The organism is Rhodobacter calidifons, from assembly GCF_011174775.1.
Classification (GTDB): Bacteria; Pseudomonadota; Alphaproteobacteria; order Rhodobacterales; family Rhodobacteraceae; genus Tabrizicola; species Tabrizicola calidifons.
Map to the genome: position 1 here is coordinate 50,684 of NZ_JAANHS010000003.1, position 19,662 is coordinate 70,345.

The window sequence follows — 19,662 nt, forward strand, 5'->3', positions numbered from 1 at the left end:
GCATCAGGAACGGAGGTCCGAAATGTTCTTCACCCGCAAGTCGATGGAAATGGTCACGCCGGACAAGGCCCTGCCCGGCCGGGCCGAACCCCTGCCCACGGCCGAGACGCATTTCCTGTCGGGCATCCCGCTGAAATCCCCGGTCCCCGAGGGCATGGAACAGGCGATGTTCGGCATGGGCTGCTTCTGGGGGGTCGAACGCAAGTTCTGGCAGACCCCCGGCGTCTGGCTGACCATGGTGGGCTATGCCGGCGGCTACACGCCGAACCCGACCTACAAGGAAACCTGCACCCAGCTGACCGGCCACAACGAGGTGGTCCGCGTGATCTACGATCCGGCCAGGGTATCCTATGAGGACCTGCTCAAGGTCTTCTGGGAAGGCCATGACCCGACGCAAGGCATGCGGCAGGGCAATGACGTGGGCTCGACCTACCGCTCGGGCATCTATTGCTACACCGACGCCCAGATGGCGGCCGCCCTGGCCTCGAAGGAGGTCTATGCCCAGGCGCTGAAGGCCGCCGGGATGGGCCCGATCACCACCGAGATCCTCCCCGCCCCGACCTTCTACTTCGCCGAGGACTACCACCAGCAATACCTGGCCAAGAACCCCGGCGGCTACTGCGGCGTGGGCGGCACCGGCGTCGCCTGCCCCATCGGCACCGGCGTCCGCGCTTGACCCGGGCAGGGCCGGAGACTATCCGGCCCTGAACCCCGGAGATCGCCCATGCCCACCTATTCCGCCCTTACCACCCTTCCCGGAGAAGAGGCCGCCCAGTCCCTCGCCTCTGCCATGGAGCGGATGACCCCCGAACCCACCGGCGTCGGCGTGTTCGAGATCGAGGACGGCTCGGGCCTGTGGGAAGTGGGCGGCTATTTCCTGGAGCCGCCCGACGCGGTGATGCTGGAAGTCCTGGCCACCGCCTTCGGCGCCCGGCCCTTTGCCGTGTCGGAACTGCCCGAGGTCGACTGGGTCGCCCATGTGCGGCGCGAACTCAGCCCGGTGGACGCCGGACGTTTCTTCGTCTTCGGCAGCCATGACGCCGACAAGGTGCCCCCGGGCCGCGTTCCGTTGCAGATCGAGGCGACGGTCGCCTTCGGCACCGGTCACCACGGCACGACTCTGGGCTGTCTCCTGGCCTTCGACCGCCTGCTGAGCGAGGGCTGGAGGCCGGCGAAGGTTGCCGATATCGGCTGCGGCACGGCGGTCCTTGCGATGGCGGCAGCGGCGACCCTGCCTGACGCACTGGTCATCGCCAGCGACATCGACCCTGTCGCGGTGGAGGTGGCCGAGGCGAACGTGGCGATCAACGGCTTGCAAGGGCGGGTGGACTGTCTGGAGGCTGCCGGCCTCGATCATCACGCAATTGTGGCCGCCGCCCCCTTCGATCTGATCTTCGCCAATATCCTCAAGGGCCCCCTGATCGAGCTTGCCCCCGCAATTTCGACTCACCTTGCAACCGGCGGGAGAGCCATCCTCTCTGGCCTTCTCGCTCTGCAAGCAGATTCGGTGACGGCCGCCTACAAGGCCGCCGGTCTTTGTCTGCAAAGTCGGAACGATATCGGAGAATGGTCGACGCTTGTTCTACAGCGGGCCTGAAATCGTGGACAATTCTTGACTCCAGGCAGGACAGGCCACAGGCTGACACATGTGCCGCAATTTCGCCATAAGCATGCGGCAGGAATTAAGCATCAGAGCTGTCACTCTGGGTGAGCAAAATGTGGGTTGATCCTAATCTTAACGATTTCTACAGCCGCGTTGCACGGATCGAGAAGTCCCACGCCAAGGGCTACGGCTTCGAAGCGGCGGGCACTGTCGGGCGCAAGGCCTCGGGCCGTAGCACGGGCCGTGTATTCAAGCTCGTCAAACCTGTCCTTCTGGTTCTGGCCGTGGGCATCGGCGTCAAGGGTGTGATCCACTACTTTATCGGCGCCCAGACCTACGAAAACCGGGTCAGCGCCCTTGCTGCCGGTGACGGGTTTGATCCGGTGGGCGCATGGCTGATGCACGCCGACCCGGCGACATTGTTCGTCTCTTCGCAGTTGCAGTCCCTGCTGCCGCGCTGAGAAACCTTTTCTCTCGGCTATTCAGTGTTGGGTATTCAGTGACGAAGGGCCGCATCTTGCGATGCGGCCCCTATTTCCTTGTCCTGTCGGGCATGGCCGCCGGACCTTGCCGGCGCGGCCCGACGGACTTCAGCGACCGATGAACTCGATGTCGCCGCGGCACAGACCGATATCGTCCAGCTCGCGATCCGACAGCCGATTCAAGGCCTTGCGGGTGACACGGGCGTCATTCCAGGCCCGGAACGCCAGAACGGCGTTCGACAGGGCGTTGATGACGCGGTAGGTGGTGATGGCGCCGTAGGGCGCCGGGCGGGTCGTCTCGACAGCGGCCATGGCGGTTTTCCTTGTTTGCTTGCTGCTCAGAAAGAGGGCCTATTCCCTCTCGCAGTGCCAGATATTCATGCTGCATGTGCAAAGCAAGCTTGGCCATGGCAATCCCGCCATGCAGCCAACGCATGACGCATGGCAAGATTTTGTCATCTATTTCAGAAGCTTCCCGACGGGTCCGCATCCGATGCCGCTTTCCTGCGCAGAATGGTCGGATTCTGCAAGCGCAAAATGATGGGCCGCATTTCGGGCGAAGCGCGGAAAGCCATTGGCGGATGTTCCCTTTTCGTGCTAGCCCTTGTGGCGAGGCAGAGGACGGAGACAAGATGCGGGTCATCGGCATCGATCCGGGGCTCAGGAACCTGGGCTGGGGCGTGATCGACGTGGCGGGGTCGCGCCTGAGCCATGTCGCCAATGGCATCTGCCATTCCGACGGGGGGGATGGCGATCTTGCGGCGCGCCTGCTCAGCCTGCATTCCCAGCTGACGGAAGTCCTGCGCCTCTGGCACCCCGAGGCGGCGGCCGTGGAACATACCTTCGTCAACAAGGACGCCGTGGCAACGCTGAAACTCGGCCAGGCGCGGGGGATCGCGCTGCTGGTTCCGGCACAGTTCGGGCTTGCGGTCGGGGAATATGCGCCGAATGCGGTGAAGAAGACGGTGGTGGGCGTCGGTCATGCGGCGAAGGTTCAGGTCGATCACATGGTCAAGCTGCATCTGCCGGGTGTGAAGGTCGCCGGGCCGGACGCAGCCGATGCGCTGGCGGTGGCGATCTGCCATGCACATCACGTGCAATCCTCCGGCCGGCTGGCGGCCGCGCTGAGGGCGGCGGAATGATCGGGCGCATCTCGGGGCGACTGGACTGGCGCGGGCCGGACCATGTTCTGATCGACGTGCGCGGGGTGGGCTATATCGTCCATGTCAGCGAAAGGACGCTTGCCGGTCTGCCGGCTGTGGGCGAAGCCGTCTCGCTTTATACCGACCTTCTGGTGCGCGAGGACCTGCTTCAGCTTTTCGGCTTCCCGACAATGTTGGAGAAAGAGTGGCACAAGCTTCTGATGACCGTGCAGGGCGTGGGGGCGAAGGCCTCCATGGCCATTCTCGGCGCGCTGGGGGCCGAGGGCGTGGGGCGGGCGATCACGCTGGGCGACGCGCGGGCGGTGCAGGCGGCCCCGGGCGTCGGGCCAAAGCTCGCGCAGCGGGTGATCCTGGAACTGAAGGCCAAGGCCCCCGGCGTCATGGCGTCGGGCGCGGGTCTGGCCGCGGCCGCGGTGGCCGAGGATCTGGTGGCAGAGCCGGTGGCGGCCGCACCGAAGACGCCCGCACGCGCGGATGAGGGGTCCGCGCGGCGAGCGGCGGCCTCGGCGGATGCGCTTTCGGCGCTGGTGAACCTCGGCTACGGCCAGGGCGATGCGGCGCAGGCGGTGGCGGTCGTGGCAGGCGACCTGCCCGAGGCTGACGCCGCCGCGCTGATCCGCGCCGCGCTGAAACGGCTGGCACCGAAATGAGTTCCGATCCGACGCTCCGGCCCGAAAAGCTGCCCGAGGACACCGACAAGGCGCTGCGTCCGCAGATGCTGGCCGAATTCATCGGCCAGGCCGAGGCGCGGGCGAACCTTGCGGTGTTCATCGAAAGCGCCCGGATGCGGGGCGAGGCGATGGACCATACGCTGTTCCACGGCCCCCCCGGTCTGGGCAAGACCACGCTGGCACAGATCATGGCGCGCGAGCTTGGGGTGGGCTTCCGGATGACCTCGGGTCCGGTGCTGGCAAAGCCGGGGGACCTCGCGGCGATCCTCACGAACCTCGAACCCCGCGACGTGCTGTTCATCGACGAAATCCACCGGCTCAGCCCGGTCGTGGAGGAAGTGCTCTATCCCGCGCTGGAGGATTTCGCGCTGGACCTCGTGATCGGCGAGGGACCGGCGGCGCGGACGGTGCGGATCGACCTTCAGCCCTTCACGCTGGTCGGCGCCACGACGCGGCTGGGTCTGCTGACGACTCCGCTGCGCGACCGTTTCGGCATCCCGACGCGGCTGGAATTCTATTCCGAGGCCGAGCTTTACGAGATCGTCGCCCGTGGGGCACGGCTGATGGGCTTGCAGGCCGAGCCGGAGGGCTGCCGCGAGATCGCCCGCCGCGCGCGCGGGACGCCCCGCATCGCGGGGCGGCTGCTGCGCCGGGTGGCGGATTTCGCGCTGGTGGAGGCCGGGGGACGCATCACCCGCGACCTGGCGGACCGGGCGCTGACCCGGCTGTCGGTGGACAGCCTTGGGCTGGATGGAGCCGACCGGCGCTATCTGACGCTGCTGGCCGAGAACTACGGCGGCGGGCCGGTCGGGGTAGAGACCATCGCGGCAGCGCTGAGCGAGCCGCGGGACGCGATCGAGGAGGTGATCGAGCCCTACCTTCTGCAACAGGGCCTGATCCTGCGCACGCCCCGCGGGCGGATGCTGGGGGCGAAGGCCTGGCGGCATCTGGGACTCGAGGCGCCGAAGGTTGCGGGTCAGGCGGATCTGTTCGGGGGCAAGTAGGCAGAGCTGCCGCGCGGCATCCGTCCTTCCCGCTCGTCTTGGGGCATTTGCCCTCCTCTCTGGCGCCGGGGCGTCCCGACCCCCCTGAGGGCAGCTGAGGACCGGGCAGGCAAGGATGGCGGGCTTGTTTCCGGACGGATCCTGGTGGTAGCCGGGGCAGACGACAGCGCGGAGATGGGCATGCAACCGCAGGAAATCGAATCCCTGTTTACCCGCAGCGACGGGAGCTATCTCTTCGCGCGCTGGGACCGGCCGATCGTGCCGGTGGTCTTTGGCATCGACGATGCAAGCTTGGCGGTCTTCAAGGGCGCCTTCGAGGCGGTGGTGGCGCTCGCAGGCCACAGGATGGCCGAGACCGATCCGGAACTGGGGGCGAACCTGATGGTCTTTGCCTTCCGCGACTGGGCCGAACTTCTGGCGGTGAGGGATCTGGACCGGCTGGTGCCGGACCTGGCGCCGCTGGTTGCCCGGCTGGAGGCGGCGGGGGCGAACCAGTACCGGATCTTCCGCTTCGATGCCGGCGGCGCGATCCGGGCGGCCTTCGTCTTTCTGCGCATGGATGCGGCGCTGGCGGCGATGGAGGCCGAGACGCTGGCCCTGGCACAGGCGGTGCAGACGGTCGTGCTCTGGTCGGACCGGGCCTTCGACGGAACCTCGCCGCTGGCCAGGATGGGAGACCGGGTGATCCTGCGGCCCGAGATCGGAGCGGTGATCCGCGCCGGCTATGATCCGGTCCTGCCGGCCATGGCACGGGATGCCTCCCATGCCCTGCGGCTGCTGGCCCGGATCGCCCCCAACTGAGGCGCCACGCGCGGCGCCCTTTCCCATGCAAGCAAAAACAATGCCTTGGCCGGGGCCGTTCATTTCCGGTTAACGACTTGCCGCGTGCTGTTCCGCGCCCTAGGCTTTCAAAGACCCCCCGAGGAGCCCGTATGACCCCGCACCGTTTCAGCCTGCGCGTCTATTACGAGGACACCGACCTTGCGGGCATCGTCTATTACGCGAATTACCTGAAATTCATCGAACGCGCGCGCAGCGAATGGGTGGCGAGCCTTGGCGTGGACCAGATGGCGCTGAAAGCGCGCGAGGGCATCGTCTTTGCCGTGCGCCGGGTCGAAGCCGACTTCCTGCGCCCGGCCCGGTTCGGCGACGATCTGGTGGTGGAGACCCTGCTGCACAGTCTGGGCGGCGCGCGCATCCTGCTGGACCAGAGCGTCCTGCGCGGCGCCGAACGGCTGTTCCAGGCCAGCGTCACGCTGGTCTGCCTGACCGATGACGGGCACGCTGCCCGGCTGCCACCGGACCTGCGGGCGCGGCTTTCGGGCCCTCTGCACTAGACATCGCGGCGCATCCGGCAGCCGCGCCACGCCCCCGCGACCCACACGGCCCGGCCCCCAGCGACGACAAGACGCAGGCGCACGAGGAGGCGGTTCGGGCGGCGGCGTCAACCTTCTTCAAGGGCGAATCGCCGCCGGCCACAGAGTTGTGTTGGCAATCCCCCTCCATTCTTGATAGAAAAGCCTGTAACGGAGCCGACAAATGGCCCGACAAACAAGAGCAGGCGTATGGAACCCAACACCCTTGCGATGGCGCAGGAGATCGACTTCTCCATGTTTGCGCTGTTTGCCCGCGCGACCCTGACGGTCAAGCTGGTCATGATCATGCTGTTCGTCATGTCCTTCTGGTCCTGGGCGATCATCATCCAGAAACACATCATGCTGCGGAAGGCGAAAGGGGAAGCCTCGATCTTCGACCGCGCCTTCTGGTCGGGCGAGCCGCTGGACGAGCTGTTCGAACGGATCGGTCCCGATCCGCAGGGGTCCTCGGAACGAATCTTCGCGGCCGGCATGCTGGAATGGCGCCGCAGCCACAGACAGGACGGCGGGCTGATCGCGGGGGCGCAGTCGCGCATCGACCGGGCGATGAACGTCGCCATCGCGCGCGAAAGCGAGGTGATGAACCGGGGCCTCAGTTTCCTGGCCACCACCGGCTCGACCGCGACCTTCATCGGCCTGTTCGGCACGGTCTGGGGCATCAAGCACAGCTTCGAACAGATCGCCATCAGCCAGAACACCAGCCTGGCCGTGGTGGCGCCGGGCATCGCCGAGGCGCTGCTCGCGACCGGCGTCGGCCTGGTCGCGGCCATTCCGGCGGCGGTCTTCTACAACAAGCTGTCGGCCGACATCGACCGGGTGGTCGGGGGCTATGAGGCCTTTGCCGACGAATTCGCGACCATCCTGTCGCGCCAGCTGGATTCCTAGGCCATGGGCATGGGCGTAACCGGACAGGCAGGCGGCGGGCGGCGCCGCCGGCGCGGCGGACGGGCGGCCGCCATGCACGAGATCAACATCACGCCGATGGTCGATGTGATGCTGGTGCTGCTGATCATCTTCATGGTCGCGGCGCCGATGCTGACCGTGGGGGTGCCGGTCGAACTGCCCAAGACCGCGGCGACCGCCCTGCCCACCGAGCAGGAAGAGCCGCTGACCGTCACCATCACCGCCGACGGGCGGCTGGCGATCCAGACCACCGAGATCGCCGATACCGAACTGATCCCGAAGCTGACCGCCATCGCGGCCGAACGGAAATCGCGCAAGATCTTCCTGCGAGCCGACGGGGCGATCCCCTACGAGCGCGTGGCCCAGGTCATGGGCGCGCTGAACGCGGGCGGGTTCAACGAGATCGGCCTGGTCACCGATGGCGCGGGGCCAAGCTTTGGGTCGGGGCCTGCGTCCAATTCCGGCAACGGTGGCGGCTGAGGCGGATGGAGAAGCGCTTCGAGACGGGAACGGTGGTATCGGCGGCCGGGCATCTGGGGGTGATCCTCTGGGTGCTGGTCGGCGACTGGCTGTTTCCGGCCTCGGCGCCGCCTGAACCGCTGGTGATGAATGTCTCGACCCTGACCAGCGCCGAATTCGACGCGTTGCAGGCGGCATCAACCCCCGATCCGGCCGATGAACCTGCCCCCGAGATGCCGGCGACGCGGCCCGCGGCCCGCCCCCAACCCGCGCCCGAACCCGCACCAGCACCCGAGCCAGCCCCGGAGCCCGAGCCCGAGCCTGTGCCCGAGCCCGAACCGACCCCGCAGCCGCAGCCCAGCGACCTGGCGCAGGCCGAGACCGAACAGCTGATCGAGACGGAATCGACCGAGATCCAGCCCCTGCCCGAGGCCGAGGACATCATCGCCCCCGATCCGGTGCAGCCCGAGACCGAGGCACCGACCTCCGACACGCCCGAACCCGCGATCAGCGCGGATGTGACGGCCGAAGAGGTGATCCCGCAGGAGCCGACCGAGGCCACCGCGCCGCGCGACACCGGCGACGTGACGCGGACCGAGGCGAACCAGACCCAGACCGCCGAAACCGGCATGGCCACCTCGCTGCGCCCCCGCGCCAAGCCCGCGCGCCCGACGCCCGCGCCACAGCCCGACCCGGCGCCCACGGCCTCGGCCGAGCTGCGGGTGCAGCCGGTGGACGACCGGGCGACCGAGGATGCCATCGCCGCCCTTCTGGGCGAGGCGGTGGAGACGCCGGTCGAGACGCCGGCCGAGCGACCCTCGACCTCGGGCGGGCAGAACCGGCCGCAGGGCCCGCCGCTGACCGGGGGCGAGATGGGCAACATCGCCTCGGCCATTTCGCGGAAATGGAACCTTGGCGCCTCCTCGACCGATGCGCTGAGTTCGCTGGTCGTGGTGCGCGTCACCTTTGCCGCCGACGGCACGCCGACCGGGTTCGAGCTGATCGAATCCAGCGGGCCAAGCCAGGGCGGCATCAGCACGCTTTATGAAACCGCGCGCCGGGCGGTGAACCGGGCGCATGCGGACGGCGGACTTCCGCTGCCGCCCGACAAGTACGACACCTGGCGCGTGCTTGACCTGGTCTTCGATGCCAATGGGATGAGGGCAAGATGACCGGGAACCGAAGGCGCGCATTTCCCCTTTTCCCTCGCCGGGCAGGCGGGCAAGCACAACCAAGAGAACGGAGCATGAGGCCGATGACCAGACCCATGAGACCCCCTTTCCGCACCCTGCTGGCACTTGTCCTGGGGATCTGCGCGCTTGCGGCCGGCCCGGCCCTGGCGCAGTCCAGCCCGCCGCGGATCGTCATCGGCCCCGGCGTGATCGAGCCGATGCCGATCGCGGTGCCCACCTTCATCGATGAAGGCGGCGCGGGGGATTACGCGCGCCAGATCACCCGGGTGGTGATCTCGGACCTGGAAGGCACCGGGTTCTTCCGCACCATCGGCGAGGATGCGCATATCAGCCGGATCACCAGCTTCGACGGCGGCATCGCCTTCGAGGACTGGAAGGCGATCAACGCGCAGGTGCTGGTGACCGGCGCGGTCAGCGTGGCGGGCGACCGGATCACGGTGAAGTTCCGCGCCTATGACGTGTTCAACGGGCAGACGCTGGAGGGGGCCGCGCTGCAATTCGCCGGCACCACCCAGGGCTGGCGGCGCATGGCGCACAAGGTCGCGGACGTGGTCTATTCCAAGATCACCGGCGAGGGCGGCTATTTCGACAGCCGCGTGGTCTTTGTCAGCGAAAGCGGCCCGAAGAACGCCCGCGCCAAGCGCCTGGCGGTGATGGATTACGACGGCGCCAATGTGCAGTATCTGACCGATTCCAGCGCCATCGTGCTGGCGCCGCGCTTCTCGCCCACCGGCGACCGCATCCTCTACACCAGCTACGAGACCGGATTCCCCCGGATCACGCTGATGGACGTGGGCTCTCTGCGCCGCCGGACGCTGGAGGAACAGCCCGGCACCATGACCTTCGCCCCGCGCTTCTCGCCCGACGGGCAGACCGTGGTCTTCAGCCTGGAACGCGGCGGCAACACCGACATCTACGCGCTGTCGCTGAACGGCGGCGGGCTGCGCCAGCTGACCAACGCACCCTCGATCGAGACCGCGCCCAGCTTCAGCCCCGACGGCAGCAAGATCGTGTTCGAAAGCGACCGCACGGGCGTGCCGCAGATCTATGTCATGCCGGCCTCGGGTGGCGAAGGCACGCGGATCTCGGGCGGCGAGGGCCGCTATGGCACCCCGGTCTGGAGCCCGCGCGGCGACTACATCGCCTTCACCAAGCAGAACGCGGGCCGCTTCCATATCGGCGTGATGCGCACGGACGGCAGCGAGGAACGCCTGCTGACCGCCAGCTTCCTGGACGAGGGGCCGACCTGGGCGCCGAACGGGCGCGTGCTCATGTTCACCCGCGAAACGGCAGGCGCCGGCGGGCAGACGTCGCTCTGGTCGGTGGACATCACCGGGCGCAACCTCAAGCAGATTCCGACCGATGGTCCTGCCAGCGACCCCGCCTGGTCGCCGCTTCTGCCGTGAAATGTGACGCGCCGCCGATTCCCTCGGCGGCGCAAAGCTGTTAATCTGGCCCGCGATCGAGCCAGTGAACCAACAAGAAGGATGCCCCCACATGAGCCTTGCCGCGAAATCGCTGCTTCTGGTTGCCGCCCTTGCGCTTGCGGCCTGCAACAACCCTGACCGCTACGGCGCCGGTGGCGCGGGCGGTACCGGCGGCGCGGGTGGCGCGGGTGGCGGCATCAACACCACCGGGCTTGGCGATCCGAACAACCCGACCTCGATCGCCTATTTCAACCAGCGCGTCGGCGACCGGGTGCTGTTTGCCGTTGACCAGTCCACCCTCTCGCCCGAGGCGCGTCAGATCCTGACCGCCCAGGCCCAGTGGTTGAACCAGAACCCCGGCTATGCCGCGATCATCGAGGGCCATGCCGACGAACAGGGCACGCGGGAATACAACCTTGCGCTCGGCGCCCGGCGCGCGGCGGCGGTGCAGAACTTCCTGATCAGCCAGGGCGTGTCGGCAAGCCGGATGCGCACCATCAGCTACGGCAAGGAACGTCCGATCGAGGTCTGCTCGTCGGAAGCCTGCTACCAGAAGAACCGCCGCGCCGTGACCGTGCTGTCGGCGGGCGCCGGGGTCTAGACGCATGCGGCGCCTTGGCCTGACCCTGGTCCTCTGTCTTCTGCCGGTTCTGGGCCACGCCCAGAACCGGGCACAGACGCTGGCCGACATCCGTGCCGAACTGGCGGCGCTGGCTGCCGAGTTCAACGCGCTGAAATCCGAGCTGATCTCGACCGGCGCGATCAGCAGCGGGGCGGCCGGCGGCGATGCGCTGACCCGGTTGGACTCGATCGAAGCCGCGATGGCCCGGCTGACCGCGCGCACCGAAGAGGTCGAGCTGCGGCTGAACCGGGTGATCAGCGACGGGACCAACCGCATCGGCGATCTGGAATACCGTCTCTGCGAAGTGACCGAGGGCTGCAACCCGGCCAATCTGGGGGCGACCTCGGTCCTCGGCGGGGCCTCGGGCGGCGCGGCGGCTCCGGTGGCCCAGGCTCCGGCGACGGCAGGCTCGGCGACGGCGGGCTCGGCGACGGCAGGCGCGGGCGGGGCGGAACTGGCAGTGGCAGAACAGCAGGACTTCGACCGGGCCAAGGAGGTGCTCGGTCAAGGTGACTTTCAAGGGGCTGCGGCGCTCTTTGCGACCTATGCCCAATCCTATCCTGGCGGGCCGCTGATCCCCGAGGCGCATTACCTGCGCGGCGAGGCGCTGTCGCAGCTGGGCGACACCGGCAATGCGGCGCGGGCCTATCTGGATGCGTTTTCCGCAGCACCCGAGGGGCCCTTCGCGCCGGATGCGCTGCTGAAGCTGGGCGAGGGGCTGGGCGCCCTGGGTCAGATCCCCGAGGCCTGCGTGACCCTAGCCGAGGTCGGTGCGCGCTTTCCCGGCAGCATGGCGGCCACCCAATCGACTGTGGCGATGCAGGGGTTCGGGTGCCGGTAGCGGCGGGCCGGCTGGTCGGGTTGATCCGGGACGGCTTGCCAGCGGGCGAAACGGTCGGGGTTGCGCTGTCGGGCGGTGGAGATTCCACCGCCCTTCTGCATCTGTGCCTCGCGGCCGGGCTGAAGGTCGAGGCGGTGACGGTGGATCATGCCCTGCGCCCGGAAAGCGCGGCAGAGGCGGCGGCGGTGGGGGCCGGGTGCCGTACGCTGGGGGTGCCGCATGAGGTGCTTCTCTGGGAGCATGGCCCGATCCGGGGCAACCTGATGGATCAGGCGCGGCGGGCGCGCATGGGGCTGGTCGCGGACTGGGCGCGGGCGCGGGGGATCGGCGTGGTTGCGCTGGGCCACACGCGGGACGATCAGGCCGAGACGGTGCTGATGGGGCTGTCCCGGGGGGCGGGTATCGACGGATTGTCCGGCATGCGGCGCGCATGGGACCAGGGGGGGATCCGGTTCCGCCGTCCGCTGCTTGCCGCGGGACGCGAGGAACTGCGCGACTGGCTGCGGCAACGGCGGATCGGCTGGATCGACGATCCGACCAACGACAATGCGCGCTTCACGCGGGTGAGGGCCAGAAAGGCCCTTGCGGCCCTTGCGCCGCTGGGGATCACGGGCGCGCGGCTGGCCGAGGTGGCAGGACATCTCGCGCAGGTGCAAGAGGCGTTACGGGCGCAGGTCGCGGCCGCAGGCGCCCGGGTGGTCCGTCAGGCGGCCGGCGCGTTGCAGGTCTTGCCCGGCATCCATGAGGAACCGGCAGAGGTGCGGCGGCAATTGGTCGCGCAGGCCCTGCGATGGCTGACGGGGGCGGACTACGCCCCCAGGGCCGGAGAGTTGGAGCGGCTGATCGCGGCCATGGTGGAACCGCGGCAGGCCACCCTCGCGGGGTGCCGGTTCAAGGACACATGGCTGATGCGCGAACCGCGTGCGGTGGGCGGGCCGGTGCCGGTGGGTCAGGTCTGGGACGGGCGCTGGCGCGTGACCGGGCCTGCGGGAGAGGTCCGCGCGCTGGGCGCTGCCGGGCTGCGCCAGGTGCCGGACTGGCGGGCGACGGGCCTGCCGCGCGAGGTTCTGCTGGTCACCCCGGCCATCTGGCGCGGTGCGGTGCTGGTATCGGCCCCGCTTGCCGGTCTGTCAGGGGGCGGACAGGCCGAACTTGTCCGACCGTTCCACCTTTTCGGACGAACGGATTGAACCCCGCCCCCAAAAGTCTATCTTGTGGCCAAAGCCGCCTCGGCCCCATGGGGGGCACACGGCGCATACGGGAGATCCCTCACCTTGGGTAACGCACGCAATATCGCCTTCTGGGTCGTGCTGCTGATTCTGGTCATGGCGCTGTTCCAGCTGTTTTCGGGCAACCAGACCACGATGTCGTCACGATCGCTCACCTATTCCGATTTCATCGAACGGGTCGAGGCCGGGCAGGTCTCGAAGGTCGTGCTGGATGGCGAAAGGGTCGTCGTCATCGGCAAGGACGGCAACAGCTATGTGACGATCAGGCCGCCGGGCGACGTCGTGACGGACAACCTGTCGCGCGATCTGATCGCCAAGGGCGTCCAGGTCCAGGCCGAGCCGCAGGCGCAGTCGGGCTTCGTCTCGGTTCTACTGTCCTTCCTGCCCTTCCTGCTGCTGATCGGTGTCTGGATCTACTTCATGAACCGGATGCAGGGCGGCGGGCGCGGCGGGGCCATGGGGTTCGGGAAATCCCGCGCCAAGCTGCTGACCGAAAAGCAGGGGCGCGTGACCTTCGACGATGTGGCGGGCATCGACGAGGCCAAGGAAGAGCTTGAGGAAATCGTCGAGTTCCTGAGAAATCCGCAGAAATTCAGCCGCCTGGGCGGCAAGATCCCGAAAGGCGCGCTGCTGGTCGGCCCTCCGGGCACCGGCAAGACGCTGCTGGCCCGCGCCATCGCGGGTGAGGCGGGGGTGCCGTTCTTCACCATCTCGGGTTCGGATTTCGTGGAAATGTTCGTCGGCGTCGGCGCCTCGCGCGTCCGCGACATGTTCGAACAGGCCAAGAAGAACGCGCCCTGCATCGTCTTCATCGACGAGATCGACGCCGTGGGCCGCGCGCGCGGTGTGGGCATCGGTGGCGGCAATGACGAACGCGAACAGACGCTGAACCAGCTTCTGGTCGAGATGGACGGGTTCGAGGCGAACGAAGGCGTCATCATCATCGCCGCCACCAACCGCAAGGACGTGCTGGACCCGGCGCTGCTGCGCCCCGGCCGGTTCGACCGCCAGATCCACGTCCCGAACCCCGACATCAAGGGGCGCGAGAAGATCCTTTCGGTCCACGCCCGCAAGGTGCCCCTTGGGCCGGACGTGGACCTGCGCACCATCGCGCGCGGCTCGCCGGGGTTCTCTGGTGCCGACCTGATGAACCTGGTGAACGAGGCCGCGCTGATGGCCGCGCGGGCCGGGCGCCGCTTCGTCACCATGGTCGATTTCGAATCGGCCAAGGACAAGGTGATGATGGGCGCGGAACGTCGCAGCATGGTCCTGACCCAGGACCAGAAGGAAATGACCGCCTATCACGAGGCCGGCCATGCCATCGTCGGCATGTCCCTGCCGAAATGCGATCCGGTCTACAAGGCGACGATCATCCCGCGCGGCGGTGCGCTTGGCATGGTGATGAGCCTGCCCGAGATGGACCGCCTGAACTGGCACCGCGACCAGTGCAAGCAGCGCATCGCGATGACCATGGCCGGGAAGGCCGCCGAAGTCCTGAAATGGGGCGAGGATTCGGTGTCGAACGGGCCTTCGGGCGATATCCAGCAGGCCTCGGCCCTGGCCCGCGCGATGGTCCTGCGCTGGGGGATGTCGGATGTCGTCGGCAACGTCGACTATGCCGAGGCGGCGGACGGCTATACCGGCAACACCGCAGGCTTTTCCGTCAGCGCCGAGACCAAGCGCCTGATCGAACAGGAAGTGAAGCGCCTGATCGACGAAGGCTATGAAACCGCCCGCCGCATCCTGATCGAGAAGAACGAGGAATGGGAACGGCTGGCCAAGGGGCTCTTGGAATACGAAACCCTGACCGGGGACGAGATCCGCAAGGTCATCGCGGGCGAGCCGCTGGGTGGCGACGACAATGCCGACACGCCCGCGTCCGGGGGCGGGACGGCTTCGGTGGCGGCGATCCCCAAGACCAAGCCGCGGTCGAAGAAACCCGGAGCCGAGCCCGAACCGGCGCCTCTGTGACCGCACCGCCCTTCGGGACGGGACAGACCGACAAGGGCCCCGCGTTCGCGGGGCCTTTTTCTTGTGATCAGGTGCCGATAGTCTTTGCGCCCGAACGGCAGGAGCGACGGCGTGATTACAGCATTTGTTTCCCAGGGCCAGAGACTGGCCCGGCTTGACCACACATTTCAGCACCTGCGCGATGCGGTCTGGATCGACCTAGAGGCACCGACCGTGGCCGAGGAAGACGCGGTAGAGGCGGCCCTCGGGATCGACATTCCGACACGCGAGGACATGCAGGAAATCGAGGTCTCGTCCCGGATCTACCGCGAGGACGGCGCCCTGTTCCTGACCGCGCAGGTCGTGGCCACCAATGAAGATCGCGAGATCGAGATCGGCCCCGTGACCTTTGTCGTCCTGCCCGACCGGCTGGTCAGCGTGCACTACCATCACCCCGGATCCTTCGAGTTCTTCGCCGAATGGGCCTCGCGCCATGACACGCCGATCAGCTGCGGGGTCGATGCGCTGCTTGGTCTGCTGGAAGCGGTGGTGGACCGGCTTGCCGATATCCTGGAAGCCGAGGCCCGGCGCCATGACAGCCTGTCCAAGGCCCTGTTCGCCAGGGATCGCACCAAGGGCAGCTCGGAAGACCTGTCGGACGTGCTCAACCGGATCGGCCAGGCCGAGGATGTGAATGCGAAGGTGAACGAAAGCCTTGGCACCCTGGTCCGGCTGGCGGGCTATCTGACGGTGGACAAGGAAAATCACGCCTCGTTGCGCATGTCGCAGGCCACGCGCACCCAGGCCAAGACGCTGCTTCAGGACATCCGGTCCTTGCGCGAGGTGACGGCGGCGCAGGCCGACAAGGTGCGCTTTCTTCTGGACGCAACGCTGGGGGTCATCAACATCCGGCAGTCCGATGTCATCAAGATCTTCTCGGTCGTGGCCTTCGTCTTCCTGCCCCCCACCCTGATCGCCAGCATCTACGGGATGAACTTCGAACACATGCCGGAACTGTCCTGGACCTGGGGCTATCCGATGGCGCTGGGGATGATGGTGGTTTCGGCCGTGGTGCCCTGGTTGTTCTTCCGCTGGAAGAAGTGGCTGTGACCGACTGGGAGCCGGCCCGCTACGCCGCCTATCGCGACCTGCGGCTGCGCCCCGCGCTGGACCTTCTGGCCCAGGTGCCGGACCTGCCGCGCGGCGAGATCGTGGACCTTGGCTGCGGCGACGGGGCGGTCGGTCCGGCGCTTCTGTCGCGCTATCCGGCGCGCAGCCTGGTGGGGGTGGACAGTTCGGACGCCATGCTGGCCAATGCCGCGCTCCGGCGCTGCTACGAGCGGCTGGACCTGGCAGACATCGTCGACTGGCAGCCCGACACGCCGCCCGCGCTGATCTATGCCAACGCCGCGCTGAACTGGGTGCCGGACCATACCACGCTGATCCCGCGCCTTGCCGCGCAGCTCGCCCCGGGCGGGGTGCTGGCGGTGCAGATGCCACGGCAGGGCGGCGCACGGTCGCACCGGATGCTGCGCGAGGTGGCCGAGACGCTGTTCCCTGACCGGATCAAGGTCGCCCCCTCTCCGGTCATGGCGGCCGGGGACTATGCGCGCCTGCTGCTGCCCCTGGGCCGGGTCAACGCCTGGAGCACGGATTACCTGCACATGCTTGACCCCGTGGCCGAGGGGCATCCCGTCCGCGCCTTCACCGAAAGCAGCGCGATGCGGCCCTATGTGAAGGACCTGACCCCCGACGAACGACGCGCCTTCGTTGCCGCCTATGACGAGATCCTGACCTTCGCCTACCGCCCCCTGCCCGATGGCCGCGTTCTCTTCCCCTTCACCCGCATCTTCTTTGTTCTGGAGCGTTCCTGATGCCCGCGCTGATCCCCACTGACCATATCGCCCGCGTCGTCTGGCTGGGCTACCAGCCGGTGCCGGTCGAGAAACTGGTCATCACCTCTGCCCCGCTGGACGTGATGCCGCTGACCTTCGCGGGATATGAGGGAGAGGTACATGCCGGGCTGACGCGGCCCTCGTGCAGCCGGGTGATGAAGCAGCATCCGAAGGGCACCGAGATCCGCAACGTCCGCCAGCTCTGCGTGGTCAGCGCCGAGGAAATGGCCGAGGTCGCCGCCGACATGGGCCTGCCCGCGATGGACTATGCCTGGGTCGGGGCGTCCGTGGTGCTGGAGGGCATCCCCGACCTGACCCACCTGCCGCCCTCCAGCCGCTTGCAGGGGCCGGACGGGGTGACGCTGGTGGTGGACATGGAGAACCTGCCCTGCCAGGAGCCCGCCGTGACGATCGACAAGGCGCTTCCCGGCCAGGGCAAGGGCTTCAAGCGCGCGGCAGAGGGCAAGCGGGGCGTCACCGCCTGGGTCGAACGTGAAGGCACCCTGCGGCTGGGTGACGAGGTTCGGCTGCACATCCCCGCGCAACGGGCCTGGCGAGGGTAGCCCGGACCCGCCCCCGGGGGTTTCACACCCCCGGACCCCCGTGGAGTTTTTGCGACATGGGCAAGGACAATTTGAATCGAATTGTCCGGGTTTGCGGCGCGGGTTTCGCATCGGAAACGCGGGCTGGCGAATTTCGCGGGATTCAGGTCGGAAACCGGCCTTGGAACTGCCGATTGGCCCGGTATCACGTCGCAAACGGAACACTCTGCCCCCGGGGAGACGCACATGGCCTTCAAGACCGACATCGAGATTGCGCGCGAAGCGAAGAAGAAGCCGATCATGGAGATCGGGGCCAGGCTGGGCATTCCGTCCGAACACCTGCTGCCCTACGGCCATGACAAGGCCAAGGTCAGCCAGGAGTTCATCAAGGGCCTTGCGGGCAAACCCGATGGCAAGCTGATCCTCGTCACCGCGATCAACCCGACGCCTGCGGGCGAAGGCAAGACCACCACCACCGTGGGTCTGGGCGATGGTCTGAACCGGATCGGCAAGAAGGCGGTGATCTGCATCCGCGAGGCCTCGCTTGGCCCGAACTTCGGGATGAAGGGCGGGGCCGCGGGCGGCGGCATGGCCCAGGTCGTGCCGATGGAGGAGATGAACCTTCACTTCACCGGCGACTTCCACGCGATCACATCCGCGCACAACCTGCTGGCCGCGATGATCGACAACCACATCTACTGGGGCAACGAGCTTGCCATCGACGAACGCCGCATCGTCTGGCGCCGGGTGATGGACATGAACGATCGCGCGCTGCGCGACATCGTGGTGAACCTTGGCGGCGTCGCCAACGGCTTCCCGCGCCAGACGGGTTTTGACATCACCGTGGCCTCGGAAGTCATGGCGATCCTGTGCCTGTCGAACGACCTTGAGGACCTGCAAAAGCGGCTGGGCGACATCGTCGTTGCCTACACCCGCGAGAAGAAGCCGATCTACTGCCGCGACCTCAAGGCCGATGGCGCGATGACCGTTCTCCTCAAGGATGCGATGCAGCCGAACCTGGTGCAGACGCTGGAGAACAACCCGGCCTTCGTCCATGGCGGCCCCTTCGCGAACATCGCCCACGGCTGCAACAGCGTCATCGCGACCAGGACCGCGCTGAAGCTGGGGGACTATGTCGTCACCGAAGCCGGCTTCGGCGCGGACCTCGGCGCCGAGAAGTTCTTCGACATCAAGTGCCGCAAGGCGGGGCTGAAACCGGCGGCCGCCGTGATCGTGGCGACCGTCCGGGCAATGAAGATGAACGGCGGCGTCGCCAAGGCCGACCTTGGCACCGAGAATGTCGAGGCGGTGAAGAAGGGCTGCCCGAACCTCGGCCGCCACATCGCCAATGTGAAGAGCTTCGGCGTCCCGGTCGTCGTGGCGATCAACCATTTCTACAGCGACACCGATGCGGAAATCGCCGCCGTGAAGGCCTATGTCGCCGAACAGGGGGCCGAGGCGATCCTCTGCAAGCATTGGGCGCTGGGCAGCGCGGGGATCGAGGATCTGGCGAACAAGGTCGTGCAACTGGCCGAATCCGGGGCTGCGAATTTCGCGCCGCTTTACCCCGACGAGATGCCGCTGTTCCAGAAGCTGCAAACCATCGCCAAGCGCATCTACCATGCCGACGACGTGATCGCCGACAAGTCGATCCGCGACCAGTTGAAGGCCTGGGAAGCCGCCGGCTACGGCCATCTGCCGATCTGCGTGGCCAAGACCCAGTACTCCTTCACCACCGACCCGACCGTCCGCGGCGCCCCCACCGGCCACACGGTGCCGGTCCGCGAAGTGCGGCTGTCGGCAGGTGCCGGGTTCATTGTGGCGATCTGCGGCGAGATCATGACGATGCCGGGCCTGCCCAAGGTGCCCTCGGCCGAGGTGATCCGGCTGAACGATCAGGGCCAGGTCGAAGGGCTGTTCTGACGCGTTGCCCTTGGGCGGGCTTCCCCTTATCTCGGGGGCAGCCTTGGCCCAAGGGAGACGAAGATGCGAAAGCCCGCCGACTGCACCACGATGGCCGAGATCCGGGCCGAGATCGACCGGCTGGACGAGGATCTCGTGCGCCTCTTTGCAGAGCGGGCGGCCTTCATCGACCGGGCCGCCGAGATCAAGGCCGAGGTGGATCTGCCGGCCCGGATCGAGGCTCGCGTCGAGGAAGTGGTGGGAAATGTGCGCCGCCACGCCGCCACCTACGGGCTGCCGCCCGATCTGGTGGAAAAGCTGTGGCGGCGGCTGATCGACTGGTCCATCGCGCGCGAGGAAAGCCGCCTCGGGCCGGACAGCTTGCGGAAGGGATGAGGGA

23 protein-coding genes are annotated in these 19,662 nt (G+C 67.5%); 22 read left to right on the forward strand and 1 reads right to left on the reverse strand.

Annotation, left to right across the window (positions count from 1 at the left end; translation table 11 throughout):
* Positions 1-22: 22 nt before the first annotated feature.
* The 3 genes from msrA to G8O29_RS05020 all read left to right on the forward strand — a co-directional run bounded on the left by msrA (position 23) and on the right by G8O29_RS05020 (position 2,064).
* Positions 23-676 (forward strand): peptide-methionine (S)-S-oxide reductase MsrA, encoded by a 654-nt coding sequence (gene msrA / locus G8O29_RS05010; RefSeq protein ID WP_166402147.1) that lies wholly within the window; start codon positions 23-25, stop codon positions 674-676.
* Positions 677-724: 48 nt separating this feature from the next.
* A complete protein-coding gene (locus tag G8O29_RS05015) occupies positions 725-1,597 on the forward strand; it encodes a 50S ribosomal protein L11 methyltransferase (protein WP_166402148.1) in 873 nt (290 codons plus the stop codon).
* Between the two features lie 119 nt (positions 1,598-1,716).
* Positions 1,717-2,064, forward strand: coding sequence for a hypothetical protein (locus tag G8O29_RS05020; RefSeq protein ID WP_166402150.1), 348 nt, complete (start codon positions 1,717-1,719; stop codon positions 2,062-2,064).
* Positions 2,065-2,193: 129 nt separating this feature from the next.
* On the opposite strand, the gene G8O29_RS05025 is transcribed toward G8O29_RS05020, so the two are convergent.
* Positions 2,194-2,397 (reverse strand): DUF1127 domain-containing protein, encoded by a 204-nt coding sequence (locus tag G8O29_RS05025; protein WP_166402151.1) that lies wholly within the window; start codon positions 2,395-2,397, stop codon positions 2,194-2,196.
* Here G8O29_RS05025 and G8O29_RS05030 point away from each other — a divergent pair.
* The 19 genes from G8O29_RS05030 (at position 2,396) to G8O29_RS05120 (ending at position 19,658) form a co-directional block, all read left to right on the forward strand.
* Complete coding sequence (locus tag G8O29_RS05030) at positions 2,396-2,626, forward strand: hypothetical protein (protein ID WP_166402153.1); 231 nt, start codon at positions 2,396-2,398, stop codon at positions 2,624-2,626. The genes G8O29_RS05025 and G8O29_RS05030 overlap by 2 nt on opposite strands.
* A gap of 91 nt (positions 2,627-2,717) precedes the next feature.
* Complete coding sequence (ruvC, locus tag G8O29_RS05035; RefSeq protein WP_166402155.1) at positions 2,718-3,227, forward strand: crossover junction endodeoxyribonuclease RuvC; 510 nt, start codon at positions 2,718-2,720, stop codon at positions 3,225-3,227.
* Positions 3,224-3,898: a Holliday junction branch migration protein RuvA gene (gene ruvA, locus G8O29_RS05040; protein WP_166402156.1), complete on the forward strand. Its 675-nt coding sequence runs from the start codon at positions 3,224-3,226 to the stop codon at positions 3,896-3,898. Before ruvC ends, ruvA begins: the two co-directional genes overlap by 4 nt.
* Entirely contained in the window at positions 3,895-4,923 is a 1,029-nt protein-coding gene (ruvB, locus tag G8O29_RS05045; RefSeq protein ID WP_166402158.1) for a Holliday junction branch migration DNA helicase RuvB, read from the forward strand. Before ruvA ends, ruvB begins: the two co-directional genes overlap by 4 nt.
* Positions 4,924-5,103: 180 nt before the next feature.
* On the forward strand, positions 5,104-5,724 hold the full coding sequence (locus G8O29_RS05050; protein WP_166402160.1) for a hypothetical protein: 621 nt from the start codon (positions 5,104-5,106) through the stop codon (positions 5,722-5,724).
* A 131-nt stretch (positions 5,725-5,855) separates the two neighbouring features.
* Entirely contained in the window at positions 5,856-6,260 is a 405-nt protein-coding gene (gene ybgC, locus G8O29_RS05055) for a tol-pal system-associated acyl-CoA thioesterase (protein ID WP_166402161.1), read from the forward strand.
* 228 nt (positions 6,261-6,488) lie between these two features.
* Positions 6,489-7,184: a protein TolQ gene (gene tolQ / locus G8O29_RS05060; protein ID WP_166402163.1), complete on the forward strand. Its 696-nt coding sequence runs from the start codon at positions 6,489-6,491 to the stop codon at positions 7,182-7,184.
* Between the two features lie 3 nt (positions 7,185-7,187).
* The gene (gene tolR / locus G8O29_RS05065; protein ID WP_166402165.1) at positions 7,188-7,682 is read left to right on the forward strand and encodes a protein TolR; all 495 of its coding nucleotides are present in this window, start codon (positions 7,188-7,190) and stop codon (positions 7,680-7,682) included.
* A gap of 5 nt (positions 7,683-7,687) precedes the next feature.
* Positions 7,688-8,833, forward strand: coding sequence for a cell envelope integrity protein TolA (tolA, locus tag G8O29_RS05070; protein ID WP_166402167.1), 1,146 nt, complete (start codon positions 7,688-7,690; stop codon positions 8,831-8,833).
* 95 nt (positions 8,834-8,928) lie between these two features.
* On the forward strand, positions 8,929-10,260 hold the full coding sequence (gene tolB, locus G8O29_RS05075) for a Tol-Pal system beta propeller repeat protein TolB (protein WP_166402169.1): 1,332 nt from the start codon (positions 8,929-8,931) through the stop codon (positions 10,258-10,260).
* Between the two features lie 91 nt (positions 10,261-10,351).
* Positions 10,352-10,882: a peptidoglycan-associated lipoprotein Pal gene (pal, locus tag G8O29_RS05080; protein WP_166402171.1), complete on the forward strand. Its 531-nt coding sequence runs from the start codon at positions 10,352-10,354 to the stop codon at positions 10,880-10,882.
* A 4-nt stretch (positions 10,883-10,886) separates the two neighbouring features.
* Positions 10,887-11,744 (forward strand): tol-pal system protein YbgF, encoded by an 858-nt coding sequence (gene ybgF, locus G8O29_RS05085; RefSeq protein ID WP_166402172.1) that lies wholly within the window; start codon positions 10,887-10,889, stop codon positions 11,742-11,744.
* Entirely contained in the window at positions 11,735-12,934 is a 1,200-nt protein-coding gene (gene tilS, locus G8O29_RS05090) for a tRNA lysidine(34) synthetase TilS (protein ID WP_367890128.1), read from the forward strand. Before ybgF ends, tilS begins: the two co-directional genes overlap by 10 nt.
* 84 nt (positions 12,935-13,018) lie before the next feature.
* Entirely contained in the window at positions 13,019-14,944 is a 1,926-nt protein-coding gene (gene ftsH / locus G8O29_RS05095; RefSeq protein WP_166402173.1) for an ATP-dependent zinc metalloprotease FtsH, read from the forward strand.
* Between the two features lie 111 nt (positions 14,945-15,055).
* Positions 15,056-16,033, forward strand: coding sequence for a magnesium transporter CorA family protein (locus G8O29_RS05100; protein WP_166402174.1), 978 nt, complete (start codon positions 15,056-15,058; stop codon positions 16,031-16,033).
* Positions 16,030-16,797, forward strand: coding sequence for a methyltransferase domain-containing protein (locus G8O29_RS05105; protein ID WP_367890129.1), 768 nt, complete (start codon positions 16,030-16,032; stop codon positions 16,795-16,797). The genes G8O29_RS05100 and G8O29_RS05105 overlap by 4 nt, the downstream gene beginning before the upstream one ends.
* Complete coding sequence (locus G8O29_RS05110; protein WP_166402175.1) at positions 16,797-17,381, forward strand: MOSC domain-containing protein; 585 nt, start codon at positions 16,797-16,799, stop codon at positions 17,379-17,381. Before G8O29_RS05105 ends, G8O29_RS05110 begins: the two co-directional genes overlap by 1 nt.
* A gap of 225 nt (positions 17,382-17,606) precedes the next feature.
* Positions 17,607-19,283, forward strand: coding sequence for a formate--tetrahydrofolate ligase (locus G8O29_RS05115; RefSeq protein WP_166402176.1), 1,677 nt, complete (start codon positions 17,607-17,609; stop codon positions 19,281-19,283).
* A gap of 63 nt (positions 19,284-19,346) precedes the next feature.
* Positions 19,347-19,658 carry a chorismate mutase gene (locus tag G8O29_RS05120; RefSeq protein ID WP_166402177.1) on the forward strand — a complete coding sequence of 104 codons (312 nt, stop codon included), beginning with the start codon at positions 19,347-19,349 and terminating at the stop codon, positions 19,656-19,658.
* Positions 19,659-19,662: the final 4 nt, after the last annotated feature.

Excerpts from the sequence above, each read along its gene's own strand:
- G8O29_RS05020 (WP_166402150.1), top strand. The coding sequence starts at position 1,717 with ATGTGGGTTGATCCTAATCTTAACGATTTCTACAGCCGCGTTGCACGG.
- msrA (WP_166402147.1), top strand. The coding sequence starts at position 23 with ATGTTCTTCACCCGCAAGTCGATGGAAATGGTCACGCCGGACAAGGCC.
- G8O29_RS05025 (WP_166402151.1), bottom strand. The coding sequence starts at position 2,397 with ATGGCCGCTGTCGAGACGACCCGCCCGGCGCCCTACGGCGCCATCACC.
- G8O29_RS05030 (WP_166402153.1), top strand. The coding sequence starts at position 2,396 with ATGGCGGTTTTCCTTGTTTGCTTGCTGCTCAGAAAGAGGGCCTATTCC.
- pal (WP_166402171.1), top strand. The coding sequence starts at position 10,352 with ATGAGCCTTGCCGCGAAATCGCTGCTTCTGGTTGCCGCCCTTGCGCTT.
- tolA (WP_166402167.1), top strand. The coding sequence starts at position 7,688 with ATGGAGAAGCGCTTCGAGACGGGAACGGTGGTATCGGCGGCCGGGCAT.
- ruvC (WP_166402155.1), top strand. The coding sequence starts at position 2,718 with ATGCGGGTCATCGGCATCGATCCGGGGCTCAGGAACCTGGGCTGGGGC.
- ruvA (WP_166402156.1), top strand. The coding sequence starts at position 3,224 with ATGATCGGGCGCATCTCGGGGCGACTGGACTGGCGCGGGCCGGACCAT.
- ybgF (WP_166402172.1), top strand. The coding sequence starts at position 10,887 with ATGCGGCGCCTTGGCCTGACCCTGGTCCTCTGTCTTCTGCCGGTTCTG.
- ruvB (WP_166402158.1), top strand. The coding sequence starts at position 3,895 with ATGAGTTCCGATCCGACGCTCCGGCCCGAAAAGCTGCCCGAGGACACC.
- G8O29_RS05015 (WP_166402148.1), top strand. The coding sequence starts at position 725 with ATGCCCACCTATTCCGCCCTTACCACCCTTCCCGGAGAAGAGGCCGCC.
- tolQ (WP_166402163.1), top strand. The coding sequence starts at position 6,489 with ATGGAACCCAACACCCTTGCGATGGCGCAGGAGATCGACTTCTCCATG.
- tolR (WP_166402165.1), top strand. The coding sequence starts at position 7,188 with ATGGGCATGGGCGTAACCGGACAGGCAGGCGGCGGGCGGCGCCGCCGG.
- G8O29_RS05115 (WP_166402176.1), top strand. The coding sequence starts at position 17,607 with ATGGCCTTCAAGACCGACATCGAGATTGCGCGCGAAGCGAAGAAGAAG.
- tolB (WP_166402169.1), top strand. The coding sequence starts at position 8,929 with ATGAGACCCCCTTTCCGCACCCTGCTGGCACTTGTCCTGGGGATCTGC.
- G8O29_RS05120 (WP_166402177.1), top strand. The coding sequence starts at position 19,347 with ATGCGAAAGCCCGCCGACTGCACCACGATGGCCGAGATCCGGGCCGAG.
- G8O29_RS05050 (WP_166402160.1), top strand. The coding sequence starts at position 5,104 with ATGCAACCGCAGGAAATCGAATCCCTGTTTACCCGCAGCGACGGGAGC.
- ybgC (WP_166402161.1), top strand. The coding sequence starts at position 5,856 with ATGACCCCGCACCGTTTCAGCCTGCGCGTCTATTACGAGGACACCGAC.
- G8O29_RS05110 (WP_166402175.1), top strand. The coding sequence starts at position 16,797 with ATGCCCGCGCTGATCCCCACTGACCATATCGCCCGCGTCGTCTGGCTG.